20 protein-coding genes and 1 tRNA gene are annotated in these 19,705 nt (G+C 61.7%); 11 read left to right on the forward strand and 10 right to left on the reverse strand.

Annotation, left to right across the window (positions count from 1 at the left end):
- Positions 1 to 73 precede the first annotated feature (73 nt).
- The 6 genes from BN1120_RS05960 to BN1120_RS05985 all read left to right on the forward strand — a co-directional run bounded on the left by BN1120_RS05960 (position 74) and on the right by BN1120_RS05985 (position 7,011).
- The gene (locus tag BN1120_RS05960) at positions 74 to 388 is read left to right on the forward strand and encodes an HlyU family transcriptional regulator (RefSeq protein WP_029314830.1); all 315 of its coding nucleotides are present in this window, start codon (positions 74 to 76) and stop codon (positions 386 to 388) included.
- The gene (locus tag BN1120_RS05965) at positions 385 to 2,457 is read left to right on the forward strand and encodes a tRNA(Met) cytidine acetyltransferase TmcA (RefSeq protein WP_042015148.1); all 2,073 of its coding nucleotides are present in this window, start codon (positions 385 to 387) and stop codon (positions 2,455 to 2,457) included. Before BN1120_RS05960 ends, BN1120_RS05965 begins: the two co-directional genes overlap by 4 nt.
- 367 nt (positions 2,458 to 2,824) lie before the next feature.
- Entirely contained in the window at positions 2,825 to 3,955 is a 1,131-nt protein-coding gene (coxB, locus tag BN1120_RS05970) for a cytochrome c oxidase subunit II (RefSeq protein ID WP_231959412.1), read from the forward strand.
- 9 nt (positions 3,956 to 3,964) lie between these two features.
- Positions 3,965 to 5,563 (forward strand): cytochrome c oxidase subunit I, encoded by a 1,599-nt coding sequence (ctaD, locus tag BN1120_RS05975; RefSeq protein WP_042015151.1) that lies wholly within the window; start codon positions 3,965 to 3,967, stop codon positions 5,561 to 5,563.
- Between the two features lie 9 nt (positions 5,564 to 5,572).
- Positions 5,573 to 6,127, forward strand: coding sequence for a cytochrome c oxidase assembly protein (locus BN1120_RS05980; protein ID WP_042015154.1), 555 nt, complete (start codon positions 5,573 to 5,575; stop codon positions 6,125 to 6,127).
- A gap of 2 nt (positions 6,128 to 6,129) precedes the next feature.
- Complete coding sequence (locus BN1120_RS05985) at positions 6,130 to 7,011, forward strand: cytochrome c oxidase subunit 3 (RefSeq protein ID WP_039039710.1); 882 nt, start codon at positions 6,130 to 6,132, stop codon at positions 7,009 to 7,011.
- Between the two features lie 8 nt (positions 7,012 to 7,019).
- On the opposite strand, the gene BN1120_RS05990 is transcribed toward BN1120_RS05985, so the two are convergent.
- Positions 7,020 to 7,199, reverse strand: coding sequence for a DUF2909 family protein (locus BN1120_RS05990; protein ID WP_231563079.1), 180 nt, complete (start codon positions 7,197 to 7,199; stop codon positions 7,020 to 7,022).
- On the opposite strand from BN1120_RS05990, the gene BN1120_RS05995 reads away from it, so the two are divergent.
- The 4 genes from BN1120_RS05995 to cyoE are packed head-to-tail and all read left to right on the forward strand — an operon-like array spanning position 7,167 to position 10,421.
- Complete coding sequence (locus BN1120_RS05995; protein ID WP_233768093.1) at positions 7,167 to 7,970, forward strand: SURF1 family protein; 804 nt, start codon at positions 7,167 to 7,169, stop codon at positions 7,968 to 7,970. The genes BN1120_RS05990 and BN1120_RS05995 overlap by 33 nt on opposite strands.
- Positions 7,967 to 8,449 carry a hypothetical protein gene (locus BN1120_RS06000; RefSeq protein ID WP_042015156.1) on the forward strand — a complete coding sequence of 161 codons (483 nt, stop codon included), beginning with the start codon at positions 7,967 to 7,969 and terminating at the stop codon, positions 8,447 to 8,449. The genes BN1120_RS05995 and BN1120_RS06000 overlap by 4 nt, the downstream gene beginning before the upstream one ends.
- 59 nt (positions 8,450 to 8,508) lie before the next feature.
- A complete protein-coding gene (locus BN1120_RS06005; protein ID WP_042015158.1) occupies positions 8,509 to 9,519 on the forward strand; it encodes a COX15/CtaA family protein in 1,011 nt (336 codons plus the stop codon).
- The gene (cyoE, locus tag BN1120_RS06010) at positions 9,516 to 10,421 is read left to right on the forward strand and encodes a heme o synthase (RefSeq protein ID WP_042015160.1); all 906 of its coding nucleotides are present in this window, start codon (positions 9,516 to 9,518) and stop codon (positions 10,419 to 10,421) included. The genes BN1120_RS06005 and cyoE overlap by 4 nt, the downstream gene beginning before the upstream one ends.
- 126 nt (positions 10,422 to 10,547) lie before the next feature.
- On the opposite strand, the gene BN1120_RS06015 is transcribed toward cyoE, so the two are convergent.
- From BN1120_RS06015 to nhaC, 7 genes are all read right to left on the reverse strand, one after another.
- A complete protein-coding gene (locus BN1120_RS06015) occupies positions 10,548 to 11,978 on the reverse strand; it encodes a gamma-aminobutyraldehyde dehydrogenase (RefSeq protein WP_042015162.1) in 1,431 nt (476 codons plus the stop codon).
- Positions 11,979 to 12,007: 29 nt separating this feature from the next.
- Positions 12,008 to 12,823, reverse strand: coding sequence for an ABC transporter permease (locus tag BN1120_RS06020; protein ID WP_010636002.1), 816 nt, complete (start codon positions 12,821 to 12,823; stop codon positions 12,008 to 12,010).
- A 7-nt stretch (positions 12,824 to 12,830) separates the two neighbouring features.
- Positions 12,831 to 13,799, reverse strand: coding sequence for an ABC transporter permease (locus tag BN1120_RS06025; RefSeq protein WP_024944801.1), 969 nt, complete (start codon positions 13,797 to 13,799; stop codon positions 12,831 to 12,833).
- Positions 13,796 to 14,809, reverse strand: coding sequence for an ABC transporter ATP-binding protein (locus BN1120_RS06030; RefSeq protein WP_042015165.1), 1,014 nt, complete (start codon positions 14,807 to 14,809; stop codon positions 13,796 to 13,798). Before BN1120_RS06030 ends, BN1120_RS06025 begins: the two co-directional genes overlap by 4 nt.
- Positions 14,810 to 14,874: 65 nt before the next feature.
- Positions 14,875 to 16,020 carry an ABC transporter substrate-binding protein gene (locus BN1120_RS06035; RefSeq protein ID WP_039039701.1) on the reverse strand — a complete coding sequence of 382 codons (1,146 nt, stop codon included), beginning with the start codon at positions 16,018 to 16,020 and terminating at the stop codon, positions 14,875 to 14,877.
- Positions 16,021 to 16,216: 196 nt separating this feature from the next.
- The gene (locus BN1120_RS06040) at positions 16,217 to 17,140 is read right to left on the reverse strand and encodes a LysR family transcriptional regulator (protein WP_042015167.1); all 924 of its coding nucleotides are present in this window, start codon (positions 17,138 to 17,140) and stop codon (positions 16,217 to 16,219) included.
- Positions 17,141 to 17,245: 105 nt separating this feature from the next.
- Positions 17,246 to 18,655 (reverse strand): Na+/H+ antiporter NhaC, encoded by a 1,410-nt coding sequence (gene nhaC, locus BN1120_RS06045; RefSeq protein ID WP_010675759.1) that lies wholly within the window; start codon positions 18,653 to 18,655, stop codon positions 17,246 to 17,248.
- A gap of 299 nt (positions 18,656 to 18,954) precedes the next feature.
- Between nhaC and BN1120_RS06050 the strand changes: the two genes are divergently transcribed.
- Positions 18,955 to 19,164 carry a hypothetical protein gene (locus BN1120_RS06050; protein ID WP_010675758.1) on the forward strand — a complete coding sequence of 70 codons (210 nt, stop codon included), beginning with the start codon at positions 18,955 to 18,957 and terminating at the stop codon, positions 19,162 to 19,164.
- Here BN1120_RS06050 and BN1120_RS06055 read toward each other — a convergent pair.
- A complete protein-coding gene (locus BN1120_RS06055; protein ID WP_029314828.1) occupies positions 19,161 to 19,433 on the reverse strand; it encodes a late competence development ComFB family protein in 273 nt (90 codons plus the stop codon). The two genes, BN1120_RS06050 and BN1120_RS06055, sit on opposite strands and share 4 nt — an antisense overlap.
- A 100-nt stretch (positions 19,434 to 19,533) precedes the next feature.
- Positions 19,534 to 19,619: transfer RNA gene (locus BN1120_RS06060), tRNA-Leu, on the reverse strand.
- Positions 19,620 to 19,705 lie beyond the last annotated feature (86 nt).

Genomic DNA, 19,705 nt, shown 5'->3' on the forward strand with positions numbered 1-19,705 from the left:
ATGGTAATAAGATCCCGTGCTTGCCAGTGATTCCACCCTTGGGGAGAATGCCTTCATCAGAGAGGATGCGAACATGTTCAAAAAACTATTCAATGCCCTGTTCAAGGGAGAGATCGCCCAGAGCCCCGAGGTTGAGCCCATCGAATACATGGGTTATCTCATCTATCCCGAGCCCATGGCGGAAGGGGGGCAATACAGGCTGGCCGGTCGCATCACCAGGGAGATCGACGGGCAATTACAGACCCATCGCTTCATCCGCTCCGATCTCTTTGCCAGCCCGGCGGATGCCGAGCGCTTCATGGTGCAAAAGGCCCATACCTTCATCGACCAGATGGGGGAGCGCATGTTTGAACCCCGCGTGAAGCCAGACGCCAGCCCCGCTCCATGATGTCAGCCGAGCTGCTCGCCTTGCACCACGCTATCGCTCATGCCGGCGAGCGGCGTCTGATCTGGCTGGAAGGGGAGGAGGATGACTGCATCGTTCGTGCCGAATCCTTGCTGTGGGGGGCCGTGTTCTGGCTGGGGCAGGGTCCTGAGCGTCATGCTCCGCAGCCTGCCGCCAAGGCGCTTCAACGGCTCGGTCAGGAGTGTGACACCCTGGTATTCAATGCCTTCAGCGGTTTTCATCCCGATGCATTCGGTGCCTTGGCGGGGACATTGAGGGCTGGGGGGCTCTTGCTTCTGCTGACCCCGCCGCGTGAGGTATGGCCGACCTACCCAGACCCTGATCGTCAGAGGCTGGTCGCCCAGCCAGAGGAGGTCGATCGTGCCGGGCAGGGGTTCATCTCCCGTCTGGTACGGCTGCTGGAAGAAGATCCGGCGCGAGATCTGACGCCTGCCTCTTGTGATATTACCTGGCAGCCTCTCGACGGGGACCGGCCGCTGAGCGCGGATCAGGCCCGTGCGCTGCCCGCCATCCAGAACGTGTTGCACGGCCATCGCCGTCGCCCCCTGGTGCTGAGCGCCGATCGCGGTCGTGGCAAGAGCGCCGTGCTGGGGCTGGCGAGCGCCGACTTGCTGAGTCGGGATCCGGCCTTGACGATAGCGGTGACTGCCCCTTCCCACGCTACAGTGGCGACACTTTTTGCCCATGCAGAGCGCGCGCTGGCAGAGATGCCTGAGCGGCTGGCCGGTCTGAGCTATGTGTCCCCTGATCGGGTGGCTCAAGGAGACGTACTGGCGGATCTGCTGCTGGTAGATGAGGCCGCCGCAATCCCGACCCCACTGCTGGAGGCCATGCTGGCCCGTCACAGTCGCATTGTCTTCGCTACAACGGAGCACGGCTATGAGGGGACGGGGCGCGGCTTTCATCTGCGCTTCAAGAGGGTACTCGATGAGCAAACCCCGGATTGGCAGGAGCTGCGCCTGGTGGAGCCCATTCGCTGGAGCCTGAGCGATCCGCTGGAGCCTCTGATCTTCCGGCTCCTTGGTCTGAATGCCGACATATCGGCACCTCATCCCCCGACATCACCGACCTGGCGCCAGGTCGGACAAGATGAGCTGGCCCGTGATGACGCGCTGCTCAATCGGGTGTTCGGCCTGCTCGTGCTGGCTCACTACCAGACCAGCCCCAGTGATCTGCGGTATTTGCTGGAGGGGCCGGATCTCGACATTCATCTGATGGAGCAGGGACAGGAGTTGCTCGGGGTGGCGCTGGTCGCGCGGGAGGGCAATATACCCCCTGATCTGGCACATGCGATCTGGGCCGGACGAAGGCGCCCTCGTGGACATCTGCTGCCCCAGTCGCTGCTGGCCCACGCCGGTTTCGTGACGGCGGGGGAGCGCTCTTATGCCAGGGTGATGCGCATCGCCATCCATCCTGCCCTTCATCGTCTCGGGCTGGGGTCTTGGTTGCTAGACAGTCTGGTATCACATTATCGGGCATTAGGGGTCGATTATCTGGGATCTGCCTTCTCCGCCAGTCCAGATCTGCTGCCATTCTGGCTCAAGGCGGGATTGAAGGTGCTACGTCTTGGTCTGCAGCGCGATGCGGCCAGCGGCAGTCATGCAGCTTTGCTGCTGATGCCGCTGCAATCGGAATATCACGCCGAGCTGGCGCAATGGCGACAGCGTTTCATGAGCCAGTTGCCGGCCCTGCTGGCGGGTGAACTCAAGAGGCTGGATACCGAACTGGTCTGGCTATCCCTCAGGGGCGGACCTGTCACTCATGTTCCGGATCTGGATGAATTCGAGCATCGGGAACTCGATTGCTTTGCCCACCATCACAAACCATTCGAATTGTGCCAGGGGACACTGCAACGCTGGCTGCTCCGGCAAGTGATGATGCTGGATGCGTTGAGTCAGGATGAACGACGGTTGCTGATCGCCACCATCTGGCAATATGCGCCCTGGTCCGAGCTGGCTGCCCGACAGGGCGTCGCGGGCAAACCCGCCCTGATAAAAGCATTGCGCTCCCTGCTGGCCAGACTGCTGGCTCAGCAAGCACCAGCGGGCTGACCCCCGCCTCTGGCACGGCAGAAAACCACGGAGCCCGGGAGGACCCCATGGCCCCTCCCGGGTTCTGCACATCGATTCGACTCACCATGGCTGAAGCTCTCCCTGTTCAAGGCGCGGCACCCCGGGACCCGTTTCTCCCTCTTCCCTGCTCGCGTTTTGCCCATTGCCACTGCTCTGATGAGCCTGGTCAAGGCTGTCTGCATTTTGGTTTTTTCTGAATATGGACTAATACTTGAATGTGAAATGAATTTTAATAAATGCATTATTTTCAGATGGTTAGCGTTGGGTGTATTGAACGCAGGCCATCTTCTCCAACGTGCACAGGGAGTGCAATGTGAGAAACGATGCAGCTCAGGCAGGTGCCGGAATGATGATGTGGTTCATCAGCAGCAGCGCCTTTGCCAATGAGATCCGGTTCAACATGACGCGCGGGGCGACCGCCATCAGTCAGCAGGTCTATGACCTGCATATGACGATTTTCTATATCTGTTGCGTCATCGGTCTGCTCGTCTTCGGCATCATGTTCTGGTCCATCGTGCACCATCGAAAATCGCGCGGTGCCAAAGCCGCCCAGTTTCACGAAAGCACCCGCATCGAGTTGCTGTGGACGGCCATCCCCGTGTTGATACTGATCGCGATGGCGGCACCGGCAACCTCGACCCTGTTGAAGATGGAGGATACCTCCAAGGCCGATCTCACCGTCCTCGTCACTGGCTCGCAATGGAAATGGCATTACAAATACCTCGAGTATCCGGTGGCGTTTTATTCCCTGCTGGCGACCAGCAAACAGCAGATCTCGGGTGATGCCCCCAAGGGCGGCAATTATCTGCTGGAGGTGGATAACCCTCTGGTGTTGCCGGTCGGCAAGAAGATCCGTTTCCTGATGACCTCGGACGATGTCATCCACTCCTGGTGGGTTCCCGCCTTCGCCGTGAAAAAAGATGCCAATCCTGGCTACATCAACGAATCCTGGACGCGGATCGACAAGCCGGGCACCTATCGTGGGCAGTGCGCCGAGCTGTGCGGCAAGGATCACGGTTTCATGCCCGTGGTTGTGGTGGCCAAATCCGCAGAGGAGTTCGAGACGTGGATTGCCAGAAAGGGAGACGAGCAGGCAACCGCCAAGGCACAGCAACAGGCGCAGGCAGCGGAGACCATGACGTTGCCACAAGCCATGGCGCTGGGGGAGAAAGTCTATCTGGGCCACTGTGCGGCCTGTCATCAGCCCGCGGGTACCGGATTGCCCGGCATCTTCCCGGCGCTCAATGGCAGCAAGGTGACCACACAGGCGGAGCATCGTGCCCAGCATCTGGATACGGTGTTGCATGGCCGGAGTGGTACGGCGATGCAACCTTTTGGCAAACAGTTGACGGCACAGGAACTCGCCGCCGTCATCACCTATGAACGCAATGCCTGGGATAACAAGACCGGTGACCTTGTGCAGCCAGCCGAGGTGCAGTCCCTTCTCAACCCGGCCAATCCGGACAAGGACAAGTGAGGCGTCGGCATGAGTGATGGAATCACGGATACCCCGCACAGCGAACATGTCCACCAGCCAGCGGCCGGTCTGAGGCGCTGGCTCTACACCACCAATCACAAGGACATCGGTACCCTCTATCTGTGCTTTGCCCTCACCATGTTCTTTACCGGTGGCGCCATGGCCATGGTGATCCGGGCAGAACTGTTCCAGCCCGGACTGCAACTGGTGGAACCCCTGTTTTTCAACCAGATGACCACAGTACACGGCCTCATCATGGTCTTTGGTGCCGTCATGCCCGCCTTCACCGGCCTCGCCAACTGGCTGATCCCCATCATGATTGGGGCCCCTGACATGGCGCTGCCCCGCATGAACAACTGGAGCTTCTGGATCCTGCCGTTTGCTTTCCTCATCCTCCTGTCGAGCCTGTTTATGGAGGGAGGCGGCCCCAGTTCTGGCTGGACCTTCTATGCCCCCCTGTCCACCCAGTACAGCGGCAACAGCACGGCCCTGTTTGTCTTTGCCATTCACATCATGGGGATCTCCTCCATCATGGGGGCCATCAACGTCATCGTGACCATCTTCAACCTGCGGGCGCCGGGCATGGGCTGGATGCAGATGCCGCTGTTTGTCTGGACCTGGCTCATCACGGCGTTTCTGCTCATCGCTGTCATGCCGGTGCTGGCGGCTGCGGTGACCATGGTGCTGACGGACAAGTATTTCGGGACCAGTTTCTTCGATGCGGCCGGTGGGGGGGATCCTGTCCTGTTTCAGCACATTTTCTGGTTCTTCGGGCACCCGGAAGTCTACATCATGATATTGCCGGCTTTCGGCATCGTCTCCAGCATCATACCGACCTTCTCCCGCAAGAAGCTGTTCGGTTATCGCTCCATGGTCTATGCCACCAGCAGCATCGCCTTGCTCTCCTTCATGGTCTGGGCTCACCACATGTTCACCACCGGATTGCCCGTGGTGGCGGAGCTGTTCTTCATGTACACCACCATGCTGATCGCGGTGCCGACAGGGGTAAAGGTGTTCAACTGGCTTGCCACCATGTGGCGTGGTTCTCTGACATTCGAGACCCCCATGCTGTTTGCCATCGCCTTCATCACTCTGTTCACCATTGGCGGTTTCTCCGGGCTGATGTTGGCCATGACACCGGCTGATTTTCAGTATCACGACACCTATTTCGTAGTGGCCCATTTCCACTATGTGCTGGTGACCGGTGCCGTCTTCTCGATCCTGGCTGCGGCCTACTACTGGTTGCCGAAATGGACGGGGCACATGTATGACGAGCGGCTCGGCCAATGGCATTTCTGGTGTTCGCTCGTCTCGGTCAATGTGCTGTTTTTCCCCATGCATTTTGTCGGGCTGGCGGGCATGCCTCGCCGCATTCCCGATTACGCCCTGCAATTTGCCGACTTCAACATGCTGATCAGCCTGGGGGGCTTTGCCTTCGGCCTGTCCCAACTGCTGTTTGTCTGGGGCGTGGTCAAATGCATCAGAGGCGGAGCCAAGGCGAGCTATCGGGTATGGGAGGGGGCCGAGGGGCTGGAATGGACGCTCTCTTCTCCCCCTCCCTATCACAGTTTCCAGACTCCGCCGGATATCCGGTCGGAAGAGCGTTAGGGAGGTCATATGCCCCAGGTCAGTCATGCCCCCTTGCTCAGAAAACTGGCTCTGGTCGTGCTCGTCATGTTTGGTTTTGCCTTTGCGCTGGTGCCGCTTTATGACGTCTTCTGCCGGATCACCGGCCTCAATGGCAAGACGTCTGATCAAGCGGCCAGTACGGAGCGGGCGGTGATCGACAGCAAGCGGAGCATCCAGATCGAGTTTCTTGCTCATGCGGATACCCGGATGCCGTGGGAGTTCAGCGGTGAGACGGCTCGGCTGTCGGTGCGGCCGGGGGAGGTGAAGATGGTCAACTTTCGGGTGTTCAATCCCACGGAGCGGACCATGGTGGGTCAGGCGGTCCCATCGGTCTCTCCCGGTCCCGCCGCAGCCTATCTGAAGAAAGTGGAGTGTTTCTGTTTCAATCGCCAGGAGCTGAGGGCAGGGCAGAGCAAGCTGATGCCGCTCAAGTTCTATATCGATCCGGCACTACCGGACAGCATCAATACCATCACGCTTTCTTACTCGCTCTATGACATCACGGAGTCCGTACCTGCACCGGCACTCGCACAGAGGAAATGACCATGGCCAAGGTGAACCAGACCTATTATGTCCCGGACCAGAGTCGCTGGCCCATCATTGGTGCCATTGCACTGTTTTTCCTGGCGTTGGGGGCGGGGCATCTGGTCAATGAAGTGGCGAGTGGGCAGACCGGTTTCGGCCGGTATCTGATGATGGCCGGTGTCGCCCTGCTGGCATTCATGTTGTTTGGCTGGTTCCGTCACATCATCCGGGAGTCCATGACCGGGCTCTACAGCGCCCAGATGGACAGATCCTTCAGGCAGGGCATGGTCTGGTTCATCTTCTCCGAAGTGATGTTCTTTCTGGCTTTTTTCGGAGTGCTGTTCTATGCACGCCAGCTTGCGGTGCCCTGGCTGGATGGTGCGGGCCACAGGGTGATGACGGGCCAGCTGCTGTGGCCGGATTTCACCGCTCACTGGCCCCTGCTCAAGACGCCCGGCGGGGCCACGACCCAGGCCATGCCCTGGCAGGGGATCCCCCTCATCAATACCTTGATCCTGCTCGGCTCCTCCGTGACCCTACTGTTTGCACACATGAGTCTGGAAAACGGCAGACGCATGCGGCTCAAGGGGATGTTGCTGGTAACCGTGGTGCTCGGGCTGACATTCCTGTGGTTTCAAGGCTATGAGTATCTGCATGCCTATCGGGATCTCGGGCTGCGGCTGGATTCCGGCATCTATGGCAATACCTTCTTCATTCTGACCGGGTTCCATGGACTGCACGTGCTGCTGGGCACCCTTTTCCTGACCATCATCTGGCTGCGCATCATGCTGAGGGATCATTTCACTCCACAGCGTCATTTTGCTTTCCAGGCTGCGGCCTGGTACTGGCACTTCGTCGATGTGGTCTGGCTTTGTCTGTTCGTCTTTGTCTACCTGCTTTGATGCCGTGCTCAGTAGGGGCGCGGGTTGGGCTCCAGCCAGCCCATCGCGAGAGAGAGCAGCAGTATGATGACCACCAGCAGGGAGAAGAAGACGCGCCGGCCCAGAGGTACCGACATCTTTTGCGTATTGCCTGCACTGAGCATCAGCCAGAGGGCGTGAAACAGCTGACCGATGATGAGCAGCAGCATGAGTACCAGAACGACCTTGATCAACATCTTGGGATCCTCCTCGATATGCGCGATTCGGCTGCACGAGACAAGCGACGACCATGGCATCACAGACGCTGGTTCGTCTTGTTGTTCACTCTGGTGGTGACGGCCGGTTTGTGCAAGCTGGCGTTCTGGCAGTGGCAGCGCGGAATGGAAAAAACGGCTTGGCTGGCGCAGATGGCAAAGATGCAGCAGGCCGGGCCAAGGACATTGGCCCAGATCGACTGGCAACACCCGGAGTCACTGGATGGCCAGCCTCTGCAAGGGAAAGCTGAGTGGGTCAGCCCTTATGTCTGGTTGCTGGACAACCAGATCGTCAACGGGGAGGTTGGCTATGACGTGCTCATTCCGGTACGCACAGAGGGGGGATCCTCACAGTTGCTGGTCAACCTGGGATGGGTGCCTGCGCCATCCGACAGGTCGCAATTGCCCAATCCCGCCATTCCCGCCGCAATGACCCTTGAAGGTGTTCTGCGCATGGCTCCCGGCGGCTTCCTGCTGGGACAGAACATAGAACCAGGCCCCTACCCGAACCGGCTGCAATCCATCAGGGTCGAGACCCTGCGACAGGCGATCGGAGCCCCGCTTGCAGACGCCGTGTTGTATCAAAGACGAACCCCATTCCTCTATCACTACCAGCACAATGTCATGCCTCCTGAAAAACACCGGGCCTATGCGGTGCAATGGCTCGGCTTGGCGCTGGTGGTTCTGTCAGGGGGGGTCATGCTGACGAGGAGGTGCTCCCCATGAGCGGATGGCGACGCTGGCGGGTGCCAGCGCTCTTTGCTGCGGTGATCCTGCTGCCTGTGGTGCTGGCGGCTCTGACTCTTCACCAGGGCTGGTATGAACCCGGCACGCGCAGCAAGGGGTACTGGCTGCACCAGGAGATCTACCTGTTGAAACCGCTTCCTGCCCATCAGCACCAATGGCGACTGGTCTATCTGGTGACCCCTCGCTGCGAGGGGCAATGCCGGCAGGTCCCCGCGCTGATGGCACGTATCCAGGCCGCACTTGGCCGTAATCTGGACAAGCTGGAGCTGGTCCACTTGACGCCACCTCACGAGGCAAACAGTGAAATGAGGGAGGGGGATATACTGCTGGTGGACGCCCGCGGGCTGGCCATCTTGCGTTACGAGGTACCCGGCAGCACGACGACCTGGCCGTTGCTTGGCAAGGCGGTACTGTCGGATCTGCAGCAACTGCTCAAGTATCAGCGTGGGGTGCAGTGACGATGCAGCCGGCATGGGACTCGCATCTTCTGGCTACTGCACGGTCAACGAGGCGGCATATGAAGATGCACAAGAGGCTGGCCTCCGTGGCCATTGCGCTGGCAGTACTGGTCATCGCGCTCGGTGCTTATACCCGGTTGACGGATGCCGGGTTGGCTTGCCCCGATTGGCCTGGTTGCTATGGTTCCCTTGCCATTCCCCGCGCCGAGCATGCGGAACTGGCGGCACAGCGCTATCCGGCCAGCCCGCTTGTTCCTCACAAGGCGCGCAGCGAGATGGTGCATCGCTACTTCGCCGGGGTGCTGGGAGGCGTGATTGTGCTCCTGTCCGGCTTGGGCTGGCGGGCAGGCGGCCGACTGCGCCACCTCTCGCTCATCTTGCTGGTGCTGGTTGCGGGTCAAGCGGCACTGGGTATGTGGACGGTGACCCTGGCCCTGCATCCCCTGGTGGTGACCACTCATCTGCTGGGCGGCTTCGCCATCCTGACCTTGCTTTGGCTCTATCGGGCCGAATTGGCAGGTTTCCCTTCACCCCCGCCCGTACACCAGGGCGTTTCCTGGCTTGGCAGCATGGCCTGTGGCGTGCTGCTGCTGCAGATCGCGCTGGGGGGCTGGACGTCGGCGAACTATGCGGCCATGGCGTGTGTGGAGTTTCCCTTGTGCCAGGGCAACTGGCAGGCAGAGCTGAATTGGGCGCAAGCCTTTCATCTCCCTCTGGGGCACGCCAGCTATGAGTTCGGCGTGCTGGGCAAGGAGGCGCGCCAGACCATTCACATCGCCCATCGCCTGGGAGCGCTGACCACGGCCTTGCTGGTGGGTGCTTTCGCCCTCGCGCTGCTCTGCCAGCGGCCCCCCTTGAGAGGGTTTGGCTGGTTGTTGCTGGGTCTGCTGACCGTGCAGATTGCCTTGGGATTGGCGAACGTCCATCTGGCCCTGCCGTTGGCCAACGCCCTTGCGCACAATCTGGTGGCAGCCCACCTTCTGGTTTGCTGTGTGCTGGCGCGCGGGAGGCTCTCTGTGCCTCATCACGACCCCTTGCGACCCCCTGGGATGGTCAGGAGCCGGACATGAATGGGAGAGGGCGGGCGCAGCGCTTTGCCCTCCGCCGGGTGCGCGATTATTGCCAGTTGACCAAACCAAAGGTGGTCGCCCTGCTGCTCCTGACCGCCTGGGTGGGCATGCTGCTGGCCGAGCCGACACGCGCCTCTCTGGACGAGATGATACTGGGCCTGGCGGGGATTGGGCTGCTCGCTGCCGGGGCGGCGGCCATGAACCATTCTCTGGATAGCGGCATTGATGCCCGGATGCGCAGAACGCGCTGGCGCCCGGTCGCCACGGGACGGATCACGCCGGGGCAGGCGATGAGTTTCGCGATCTGTCTGGCACTGTCGGGGTTTGTTCTGCTCCATTGGGGCGTAAATCCCCTGACTGCCTGGCTAACCCTGGCCAGCCTGTTCGGCTATGCGGTCGTCTATACCCTGCTGCTGAAGCGGGCCACGCCGCAGAATATCGTCATCGGCGGATTGGCGGGAGCCATGCCACCGCTCTTGGGCTGGACCAGCATCACGGGGCAGCTTTCGGCCGAGCCCTGGCTGCTGGTGATGATCATCTTTACCTGGACGCCGCCCCATTTCTGGTCTTTGGCCATCCACCGGCGCGATGACTATGCCGGTGCCGACATTCCCATGCTGCCCGTCACCCACGGCACCGATTTCACCAAGACCGCCATCCTGCTCTATCTGCTGATCCTGACGCTGGTCTGTCTGCTGCCCTATCTGATCGGTATGTCGGGGCTTGTCTACCTGGTCGGCAGCCTTGGGTTGAACCTCGGATTCTGCTGGCATGGCTGGTTGTTGAAGTATGGGGATCGGCCCGGCCAAGCGATGCGCACCTTCCGTTTCTCCGTCTATCACCTGATGCTGCTGTTTGGTCTGCTGATTCTGGATCACCACTGGCTGTGGCGGTTGTCATGACGTTGATGCGGGTCGCGGTCGGGTGAATGATGACGCTGCGTTGGTGCACTGCAGAGATGCACAGACCTGATGCAAAACAAGATGGCCCCAAGGGGCCATCTTGTTTTCAGGGAGATGGAGTGGAGCCTAGAGCTTGACCATGATATGGCGCGGCACCGTGTAGTCCTCCAGCGCGTAGAGGGAGAGATCCTTGCCGTAGCCGGACATCTTCATGCCGCCGTGGGGCATCTCGGAGGTGAGCATGAAGTGGGTGTTGATCCAGGTACAGCCGTACTGCAGGTGGCTGGCCACCTTGCTGGCAAGGCCGAGATCCCGGGTCCAGACCGAGCTGGCGAGGCCGTAGTCGGAGTCGTTGGCCCACTGCACCACCTGCTCGGCGTCGCTGAAGCGGGTCACCGACACCACCGGGCCGAACACCTCCCGGCGCACGATTTCATCCTCCTGACGGGCGTGGGCGATCAGGGTCGGCTCGAAGAAGAAGCCGTTGCCGGGGCGGATCTTGCCCCCCGCCGTCACCTCCACGTGACCGCTGCTCTGGGCCCGCTCCACGAAGCTGGCCACCCGGTTGCGCTGCCGATCCGAGATGAGCGGCCCCATCTCCACCCCCTCCTCACGCGGACCGCCCACCTTGATGGAGGCGACCGCCTCCGTCATGGCGGCGACAAACTTGTCGTAGATCTTGCCCTGGGCATAGATGCGGCAGGCGGCGGTGCAATCCTGGCCGGCGTTGTAGAAGCCGAAGGTGCGAATGCCGGCCACCACGGCCTCCAGATCCGCATCGTCAAAGATGATGACCGGCGCCTTGCCCCCCAGCTCAAGATGGGTGCGCTTCATGGTGCGGGCGGCGCTCTGCAGGATCTTCTGGCCGGTGGCGATGTCACCGGTGAGCGACACCATGCGCACCAGCGGGTGCTCCACCAGCGGTGCCCCCACGCTCTCGCCCCGGCCGCAGACGATGTTGATGACGCCGCGCGGGAAGAGCTCGCTGGCGAGCTCCGCCAGGCGCAGGGCGGTGAGCGGGGTCTGCTCGGAGGGTTTGAGTACCACCGTATTGCCGGCGGCGAGCACGGGGGCCATCTTCCAGGCCGCCATCATCAGCGGATAGTTCCAGGGGGCGATACTGCCAACCACCCCGATGGGGTCGCGGCGGATCATGCTGGTGTGCCCCTCGATATACTCCCCCGCCAGTGGCCCCTGCAGGCAGCGGGCGGCGCCGGCGAAGAAGCGGAAGCAGTCCACCACCGCCGGCAGCTCGTCATTGAGCACCGCCAGATAGGGCTTGCCGCAGTTGAGGGATTCGAGCGCCGCAAACTCCTCGGCGTGGCGCTCGATGGCATCGGCCAGGCGCAGCAGCAGGGTACTGCGCTGGGCTGGCGTGGTGCGGCTCCACTGGGCGAAGGCGCGCTGGGCACCGTTCACCGCCCGGTTCACCTGCTCGAACGAGGCTTCTGGCACGGAGGCTATGAGCTCCCCGGTGGCCGGGTTGAGGATGGGCTCGGCCTGGCCGTCACCGGTGACGAACTGACCGTCGATCAAGAGTTGGGTAGAGAGTTTCATGGTTGCATCCTTGCGCACGCGTTGAGTCGTTATTTGCCACTGCCGGCGACGTCCTGGCCGTCGCGGGTGAGGTAGTAGGCAAGCAGAATGGGAATGGTGGTGAAGGCCACTATGATGAGCGCCACCACGTTAGTGACCGGCCTGTCCCGTGGCCGGATCAGCTCCTGATACATCCAGATCGGCAGCGTGGTCTGCTGGCCAGCGGTGAAGGTGGTGACGATCACCTCGTCAAAGCTGAGGGCAAACGCCAGCATGCCCCCCGCCAGCAGCGCCGTGGCGAGGTTGGGCAGGATCACGTAGCGCAGGGTCTGGAAGCCGTCGGCACCGAGATCCATCGACGCCTCGATGAGGCTCTGGTTGGTGCGGCGAAAGCGTGCCAGGGCATTGTTGTAGACCACCACCACGCAGAAGGTGGCGTGGCCGATGACGATGGTCCAGAAGCTGAAGGGGATCTCCATCACCCCGTAGGCTGAGCGCAGCGCGATGCCGGTGACGATGCCGGGCAGGGCGATGGGCAGCACCAGCAAGAGCGACACCACCTCCTGGCCGAAGAAGCGGCTGCGGGCGATGGCTCCCGCCGCCAGGGTGCCGAGCACCATGGCCACCAGGGTAGCGAGCCCGGCCACTTCCAGCGACAGCTGGATGGCGCGCCATACGTCGGGGCGGTTGAGGGTCACCTCGAACCACTTGAGGGTGAGCCCGGGCGGTGGGAACTGATAGCTCTTGCTCTCGCTGGTGAAGGCGTAGAGGAAGATGAACAGGATCGGGAAGTGCAGGAACAAGAGGCCGCCGATGGCCGCGTACTTGAGCAGGCCGGAGGGCTGGCTGCCATGGTCCCGTTTCATGGAAGTATTAGAGCGCATCGAAGGCCCCCAAGCGTTTCGCGATGGTCAGGTAGATGGCGATGATGAGGATCGGCACCAGCGAGAAGGCGGCGGCGAAGGGCAGGTTGCCCGCCGTGCCCTGCTGCATGTAGACCACCTGACCTATGTACATGGTGGAGTTGCCTATGATGCCGGGGATGATGTAGTCCCCCAGCGTCAGGGAGAAGGTGAAGATGGAGCCCGCCACCACGCCGGGCAGGGCCAGCGGCAGGATCAGGGTGCGAAAGGTCTGGGCCGGGGTGGCGCCGAGATCGCCGCTCGCCTCCAGCAGGGAGCGCGGGATCCGCTCCACCGCTGCCTGGATAGGCAGGATCATGAAGGGCAGCCAGACGTAGACGAACACAATGAAGGTGCCGATGCGCGAAAATGACAGCGACGGCCCGCCGATCACCGGCAGCGAGAGGATGGCGTCCAGCAGCCAGTCCAGTCCCAGAGTATCTGCCAGCCAGCTGATGACCCCCTCCTTGGCCAGGATCAGCTTCCAGGCGTAGACCCGCACCAGATAGCTGGACCAGAGCGGCAGCATGATGCCGACGTAGAACAGGGCCCGGGTCTTGCCGCTGGTGTAGCGCGCCATGTAGTAGGCCACCGGAAAGCCGAGCAGGGCGCAGGCCAGGGTCACCAGCAGCGACATGCCGACGGTGCGCAGGATCACGTCCAGGTTCTCCGCCCGTAGCAGGGCGACGAAGTTCTGCAGCCCCAGCTCGTGGCGGATCTGGCCGCTGAACTCGTCCAGTCCGAAAAAGGCGTTGGAGAGCAGCATCAGCAGGGATCCGACATAGATGATGCCGAGCCAGAGCAGCGGTGGCCCCAGCAGGATGGCCAGCAGCAGGCCTGGCCGCCCGTAGAGCAGGGTGGAGAGGCGCCGCAGCGGCCGATAGGAGAGGGGGGCAGTGGGTTGGCTCATGGCAAGGCTCGCACTGTGGGGGGCACTCATGGTGGAGCTCCCTGAGGGGCGGTGTGCAGGCGATGGATCGCCTGCTCCGGCCAGCTGAGGCTGACCCGGGCGCCACGGGGCAGGCGGGCCTGGCCCTCGTTGGGGTGGTTGACGATAAGCTCGAGCTGCTCGCCGAGATCGACCCGGTAGCGCACGAAGGGGCCGAGGTACTCCACCTCACGCACCTCCCCTGACCAGCCCGGCGTGCCGGCCTCGGCGAGGCGGATCCGCTCAGGGCGCACCATCATCTGGCGAGCATCGCCGCACAGACGGCGGGCCTGCTCCCCCTCGAACAGGTTGACGGTGCCGACGAAGCGGGCGACGAAGGGGGTGGCGGGGGCGTCGTAGATGGTATCCGGCGCGGCGATCTGCTCGATCTTGCCCTGATTGAAGATGCAGATCCGGTCGCTCATGGAGAGCGCCTCCTGCTGATCGTGGGTGACGAAGATGAAGGTGATGCCAAGCTGGCGCTGCAAGGCTTTCAGTTCGAGCTGCATCTGCTCGCGCAGCTTGAGGTCGAGTGCCCCGAGCGGTTCGTCCAGCAGCAGGATGCGCGGCTGGTTGATCAGCGCCCGGGCGATGGCGATGCGCTGGCGCTGGCCGCCGGAGAGCTGGCCCGGTTTGCGGTTGCCGACGCCGGGCAGGCGCACCAGCTCCAGCATCTCGTCCACCTTGCGGTAACGCTCCGCCTTGGCGACGCCCTTGAGCATCAGGCCATAGCCGATGTTGTCGCACACATCCATGTTGGGAAACAGGGCGTAGTCCTGAAACACGGTATTGAGGTTGCGATCGTAGGGGGGCACGGTGGAGCAGGGCTCGCCGAACAGCCGGATCTCCCCCTCGCTCGGGTATTCGAAGCCCGCGATCATCCGCAGGCAGGTGGTCTTGCCAGAACCGCTCGGCCCCAGCAGGGTGAAAAACTCGCCAGCCGGGATCTGGAAGGAGATGTCGTCGACCGCCTTCACCTCGCCATAGTGGCGGCTGACCCGGTCAAATTGTACGGCATTCATGGGGCGTCCTTGTCTGTGTGGGAAGCGGGCCGGACTCCTGTCCGGCCCCATCTGGTTATCCGGTCTTAGCGGCCACCCAGAATAGCGATATAGTCCGAGACCCAGCGGTAATACGGCACGCAGGTTCCCTGGCTCTTGCACTGGGAGACAGGGGTACGCCAGAAGTGAACCCGATCGAAGTTGTCGATGCCGTTGGTCTTGCACCCCTCTTTCCCGAGCAGGGCATTGCCCTCGCAGGCGGCCGGCACCACGGGCACGGAGCCGAACCAGGAGGCGAGATCCCCCTGCAGCTTGTTGTTGAGGGAGTGCTCCAGCCATTTGTAGGCACAGGTGAGGTTCTTGGCCTCGCTGTGCACCATGCTGGTGTCGGCCCAGCCGGTGACCCCTTCCTTGGGCACGGTAGTGGCGATGGGCTGCTTGTCGGCTATCAGGGTATTGGCCTGGAAGGGCCAGGAGCCAGAGGCCACTACCCCCTCGTTCTTGAAGTCGTCGATCTGGACGAAGGCATCGTGCCAGTAGCGTCCCACCAGCTTGCGCTGCTGGCGCAGGAGGTCGAGGGCGGCCTTGTACTGATCCTCGTTCAGCTCATAGGGATCCTTGATGCCGAGCGCGGGCTGGTGGCTCATCAGATAGAGGGCGGCATCGGCGATGTGGATGGGGCCGTCAAATGCCTGCACCCGACCCTTGTTGGACTTGCCGTCCGGCAGGGTCTGCTCCTCGAACACCACGTTCCAGGAGTCGGGCGCCTTGGGGAACACCTTGGTGTTGTACATCAAGATGTTGCCGCCCCACTGGTAGGGCACGCCATAGTGCTTGCCGTCCACCGTGTGCCAGGGGGCATTCTGCAGGCGGGGGTCTATCTTGCCGTAGCTCGGGATGAGCGCCAGGTTGAGTGCCTGCACCTTGCCGCCGGCGATGAGGCGCAGGCTGGCGTCGCCGGAGGCGGTCACCAGATCGAAGCCCCCCTCGTTCATCAGCGCCACCATCTCGTCCGAGGTGGCGGCCGTCTTGACGTTGACCTTGCAGCCGGTCTCTTTCTCGAAGCCGGTGACCCAGTCGTAGTTCTTGTCGGTCTCGCCGCGCTCCACGTAGCCGGCCCAGGCCACGATGTTGAGCTGGCCTTCACCCTTGCCGAGGGTGGTGGGGGCAGCCTGGACCTGGCTTGCCAGCAGCGCCGGGATCAGGGCCAGGGTCAGAGGGGTCAATTTCATCTTGCTCTCCTTGCATGATTGGCAACCGTGGCGGCGCCACAGTAAGCATTAACATCCTGTTAACCAGTCATGAGCGTAGGAGAAGCCGGGAGCAATGAGAATTTCAATTTTTAACGGCTTGGGTATCTGTAAAATCGATATCGAGTGCGGATGAATCTGATTTTTTTGCCGGAGTCACGGCTGTTCAGGCTCAGTCCTAGCGGGGGAGGTGCTGGCGGGCCCGTAGCCGGCTCTGATCTCTGGCGATGTCGATGAACTCGCGTGCGGCCCAGTCAAGGCGCGAGCCGCGCCGCCACACCAGACCGATGTCGATGGCGGGGATGGGCTCCTTGATGGCGCGGGCCTCGACCCGCTCCTGCTCCAGCGACCAGGGGCGGTAGGCAAAGTCCGGCAGCAGGGCGAGCCCGAGCTGGCTCGCCACCAGGCTGCGCACCGCTTCCACCGAGGCGGTACGCAGCACGATGCGCGGCGAGATGCCGTAGCGGCGCAGGCCGCCGCCGATGATCTGGTCCAGCTGGTCGGCGGTCAGCGAGATCATGGGCTCCTCGCCGAGCGCCTTGAGGGAGAGGGTAGACTCGGCGCAGAGCGGGTGGTTGGCGGCGAGCCAGACCCGCAGCGGCGAGCGGGTCAGCAGCTCGGTATCGAACGCCTCCTGGCGGATGGTGCGGTTGGTCATCAGGATCCCCACATCCACCTCGCCGTTGACGATCTGGTGTTCGAGATAGGGCTGCTCATCCTCCTTCACCTCGATCTGCACCGCCGGGAAGGCGCGGCGAAAGCGGCCGAGTGCCTCCGACAGGTAGTAGCCGGCCACCAGCGTGGTCACGCCTATGGTGAGCCGCCCCTGATCCTGCTGGGCCACCGCCTTGAGAGACTGGCTGGCTTCGGTCATGGCGCCGAGGATGCGACGGGCGTGCAGCAGAAACTGGTGACCCTGGGTAGTGAGGCTGACCCCGCGCGGATTGCGCTCGAACAGGGCGGCGCCGAGCTCGGTCTCCAGCTCGCGGATGGCGCTGGTGACCGCCGACTGGGAGATGTGCAGCTCGGCGGCTGCCCGGCTCACCGAGAAGCTGTCGGCCACCGCCACGAAATAGCGGATCTGGCGAAAGGTGAAGTTCATCTGGGCGTCCTGCCACGTGCGATCAAGGTGAGTGCCAGCTTAACCTCGAATCGTACCCAGATAAAAGGCGCCGTGATGGCGCCTTTGTCGTTGTTTTTACGGAAATTAGCGGGCTGTCACCGCCTCTGTGACCGGTACACGGTTCACTCCCTTGCCCAGATAGGCGAGGGTGATGGTCACAATGATGCAGGTGAAGCTGAGCCACATGTAGGGCAGGTAGTCGAGGGTCGCTACCCCGAGGACCCCGGCCATGAAGATGCCGTTGTCGCTCCAGGGCACCATGCCGCAGGTGAGGGTGCCGCCAAACTCGGCGTTGCGGGAGAGGTTCTTGCGCGCAAGCCCTAGCCGGTCGTAGTTCTTGGCCATGATCTTGGGGGTCAGGATCAGCGATACATACATGGCGGAACCGAACACGTTGGCCAGGAAGGCGGTGCCTATGGTGTGGCTGGTCAGGCTGCCGGCGCTGTTGATGCGCTTCTCGAAGGCGCTGGCGATCACTTCCAGGATGCCGACCTTCTCCAGCAGGCCGCCGAAGCCCAAGCCGAAGATGATGACGGCCACGGAACCCAGCATGGACTCCATGCCGCCACGGCCCAGGATGTTGTCGATGAAATCGACGCCGGAGGTGATGGCAAACGGGCTGTAGGCGGAGTGCATTGCCTTCACCGGATCCATGTCCTGGAAGACGATGGCCCAGACAAGACCCAGCAAGGCGCCGAAGCTGATCACCGGGAAGGCGGGCTTGCGGTTGGCCAACAGGCCAAGCACCAGCACCACGGGCACTATGGCCATGGGGGTGATGTTGAACTGCTTGTCGAGGGCGTCCATCACCAGATTGACCTGCTCCAGGCTGACGTTGCCGGAGTACTGCATGCCGACCACGGTGAACAGGGCGGCGGTGATGACGTAGGAGAACAGGCTGATGGGCAGCATCCCCTTGATGTGTTCCATCACGTCGACGTTGGACATGGTTGAGGCCAGCACCACGGAGTCGGAGAGCGGGGAGAGCTTGTCACCGAAGTAGACGCCGGAGAGCACGGCACCGGCTACCAGCGGCGCGGGTACCCCCAGGCTGTGGCCTATACCCATCATGGCGATGCCGGCGGTGGCCGCCGAACCCCAGGAGGTGCCGGTGGCCAGCGAGGTGAGAGAGCAGATGATCAGGGTCGCCAGCAGGAAGATGGAGGGGTGTATCACCTTGAGGCCGAAGTAGATGATGCTGGGGACGATACCGCCAGCAATCCAGGTGCCCACCAGGGCACCGACGGAGATCAGTATCAGGATGGCCCCCATCCCCTTGGCGACGCCGTCGACTGCCGCCTGCTCCAGGGATTTGTAATCGTGGCCGAGCTTGATGCCGAGTCCCATGATGACGAACCAGGCGATGAATAGTGCCAGCTGGATTGGCAGATCCAGCACGCTGGTGAAGGAGAAGGCCAAGGCCAGGAAAATGGCCAGGCAGGCAAATACTTGCGACATGCCCGGCAATCGGATGTGGTGTTGTTGGTTTTGCATAGACGCTCCCTAAACTCTTGCTCGCCAAGGTCAGCCCCTCTCGTCCTGCGGATGCGTCGATCCCGAGAGGCTTACCAAAAGAGGGCGCAATCTACCATAAAGCGGAGGTGTAAAATCCCTGCTCATTCGGCAAAACAGCTTTAAAATTTTAAAATCCCACAAAATAGTTGATCTAATCGGCATTTTTCACTGTTCAATCGACACCGTTTGATAGCCGGAGATCCATAGGCAAGTTCGATTGCAGATGGCGACACCAAAGATGATAATGGTTATCATTAATGTTTTTCGGACTAATGCCAATGAACTGGATAGCACGCGCTCTGCTCTTGGCCGCCCTTCTGGCGGTGCTGGTCTGGGGTCAGGAGAAGGAATACGGGTTCTGGAGTCTGGGGTTCTTGCTGGCTGCCTGGGTCATGCTGGAACCCAGGCTGAGACCGGTGTTGATCCTGCTGCCGGTTGCGGGAATGACAGGGGTCGTCACTCTGCTCTGGCAGCAGGGCTGGCATTAAGCCTGGCGAGTGGGGACGGCCTGGATCTTGTCGTAGGCCTGGCGCAGGGAGGCGATGACCTTCTTCTCCATCTCGCTGCGTTCGGCGTCTGTCGTGAAGTAGATCATGTCGACATCGTGGCGGATGTAGTGGGAAGGAAGCTGGTTGAGTGTCAGGCAGCAGAGGTCTGCCAGCTGATAGGGGGTCAATGTTCGAGCCAACCCCTGTTTTTCTATCTCCTTGAGCACCAGATGCTCATAGAAGTTGTGAATATCGGTATCCAGGATCATGGGAAAACCTCCGTGGTGGCGCAGCATCTTCAACAGCATAGCCATGGGGCATGAAAACACAAAAGGCCCGTTACTCTCGTAACGGGCCTTTGCAGAATGATGGTGCGAAGAGAGGGACTCGAACCCTCACATCCGTGGGACACTAACACCTGAAGCTAGCGCGTCTACCAATTCCGCCACCTTCGCACACTGATTTTCTCCAGCTGGTTTTTAAATGCGGTTGGAGCGCATTTTCTGTGTTTTACATGCCAGAAGCATGGTGCGAAGAGAGG

Source organism: Aeromonas caviae (genome assembly GCF_000819785.1).
In the GTDB taxonomy this organism is placed as follows: Bacteria; Pseudomonadota; Gammaproteobacteria; order Enterobacterales; family Aeromonadaceae; genus Aeromonas; species Aeromonas caviae.

Bases quoted from the DNA above. Each gene is read 5' to 3' on its own strand.
- BN1120_RS05960 (WP_029314830.1), top strand. From the start codon at position 74: ATGTTCAAAAAACTATTCAATGCCCTGTTCAAGGGAGAGATCGCCCAG.
- BN1120_RS05965 (WP_042015148.1), top strand. From the start codon at position 385: ATGATGTCAGCCGAGCTGCTCGCCTTGCACCACGCTATCGCTCATGCC.
- coxB (WP_231959412.1), top strand. From the start codon at position 2,825: ATGATGATGTGGTTCATCAGCAGCAGCGCCTTTGCCAATGAGATCCGG.
- ctaD (WP_042015151.1), top strand. From the start codon at position 3,965: ATGAGTGATGGAATCACGGATACCCCGCACAGCGAACATGTCCACCAG.
- BN1120_RS05980 (WP_042015154.1), top strand. From the start codon at position 5,573: ATGCCCCAGGTCAGTCATGCCCCCTTGCTCAGAAAACTGGCTCTGGTC.
- BN1120_RS05985 (WP_039039710.1), top strand. From the start codon at position 6,130: ATGGCCAAGGTGAACCAGACCTATTATGTCCCGGACCAGAGTCGCTGG.
- BN1120_RS05990 (WP_231563079.1), bottom strand. From the start codon at position 7,199: ATGCTGCTGCTCATCATCGGTCAGCTGTTTCACGCCCTCTGGCTGATG.
- BN1120_RS06000 (WP_042015156.1), top strand. From the start codon at position 7,967: ATGAGCGGATGGCGACGCTGGCGGGTGCCAGCGCTCTTTGCTGCGGTG.
- BN1120_RS06005 (WP_042015158.1), top strand. From the start codon at position 8,509: ATGAAGATGCACAAGAGGCTGGCCTCCGTGGCCATTGCGCTGGCAGTA.
- cyoE (WP_042015160.1), top strand. From the start codon at position 9,516: ATGAATGGGAGAGGGCGGGCGCAGCGCTTTGCCCTCCGCCGGGTGCGC.
- BN1120_RS06015 (WP_042015162.1), bottom strand. From the start codon at position 11,978: ATGAAACTCTCTACCCAACTCTTGATCGACGGTCAGTTCGTCACCGGT.
- BN1120_RS06020 (WP_010636002.1), bottom strand. From the start codon at position 12,823: ATGAAACGGGACCATGGCAGCCAGCCCTCCGGCCTGCTCAAGTACGCG.
- BN1120_RS06025 (WP_024944801.1), bottom strand. From the start codon at position 13,799: ATGAGTGCCCCCCACAGTGCGAGCCTTGCCATGAGCCAACCCACTGCC.
- BN1120_RS06030 (WP_042015165.1), bottom strand. From the start codon at position 14,809: ATGAATGCCGTACAATTTGACCGGGTCAGCCGCCACTATGGCGAGGTG.
- BN1120_RS06035 (WP_039039701.1), bottom strand. From the start codon at position 16,020: ATGAAATTGACCCCTCTGACCCTGGCCCTGATCCCGGCGCTGCTGGCA.
- BN1120_RS06040 (WP_042015167.1), bottom strand. From the start codon at position 17,140: ATGAACTTCACCTTTCGCCAGATCCGCTATTTCGTGGCGGTGGCCGAC.
- nhaC (WP_010675759.1), bottom strand. From the start codon at position 18,655: ATGCAAAACCAACAACACCACATCCGATTGCCGGGCATGTCGCAAGTA.
- BN1120_RS06050 (WP_010675758.1), top strand. From the start codon at position 18,955: ATGAACTGGATAGCACGCGCTCTGCTCTTGGCCGCCCTTCTGGCGGTG.
- BN1120_RS06055 (WP_029314828.1), bottom strand. From the start codon at position 19,433: ATGATCCTGGATACCGATATTCACAACTTCTATGAGCATCTGGTGCTC.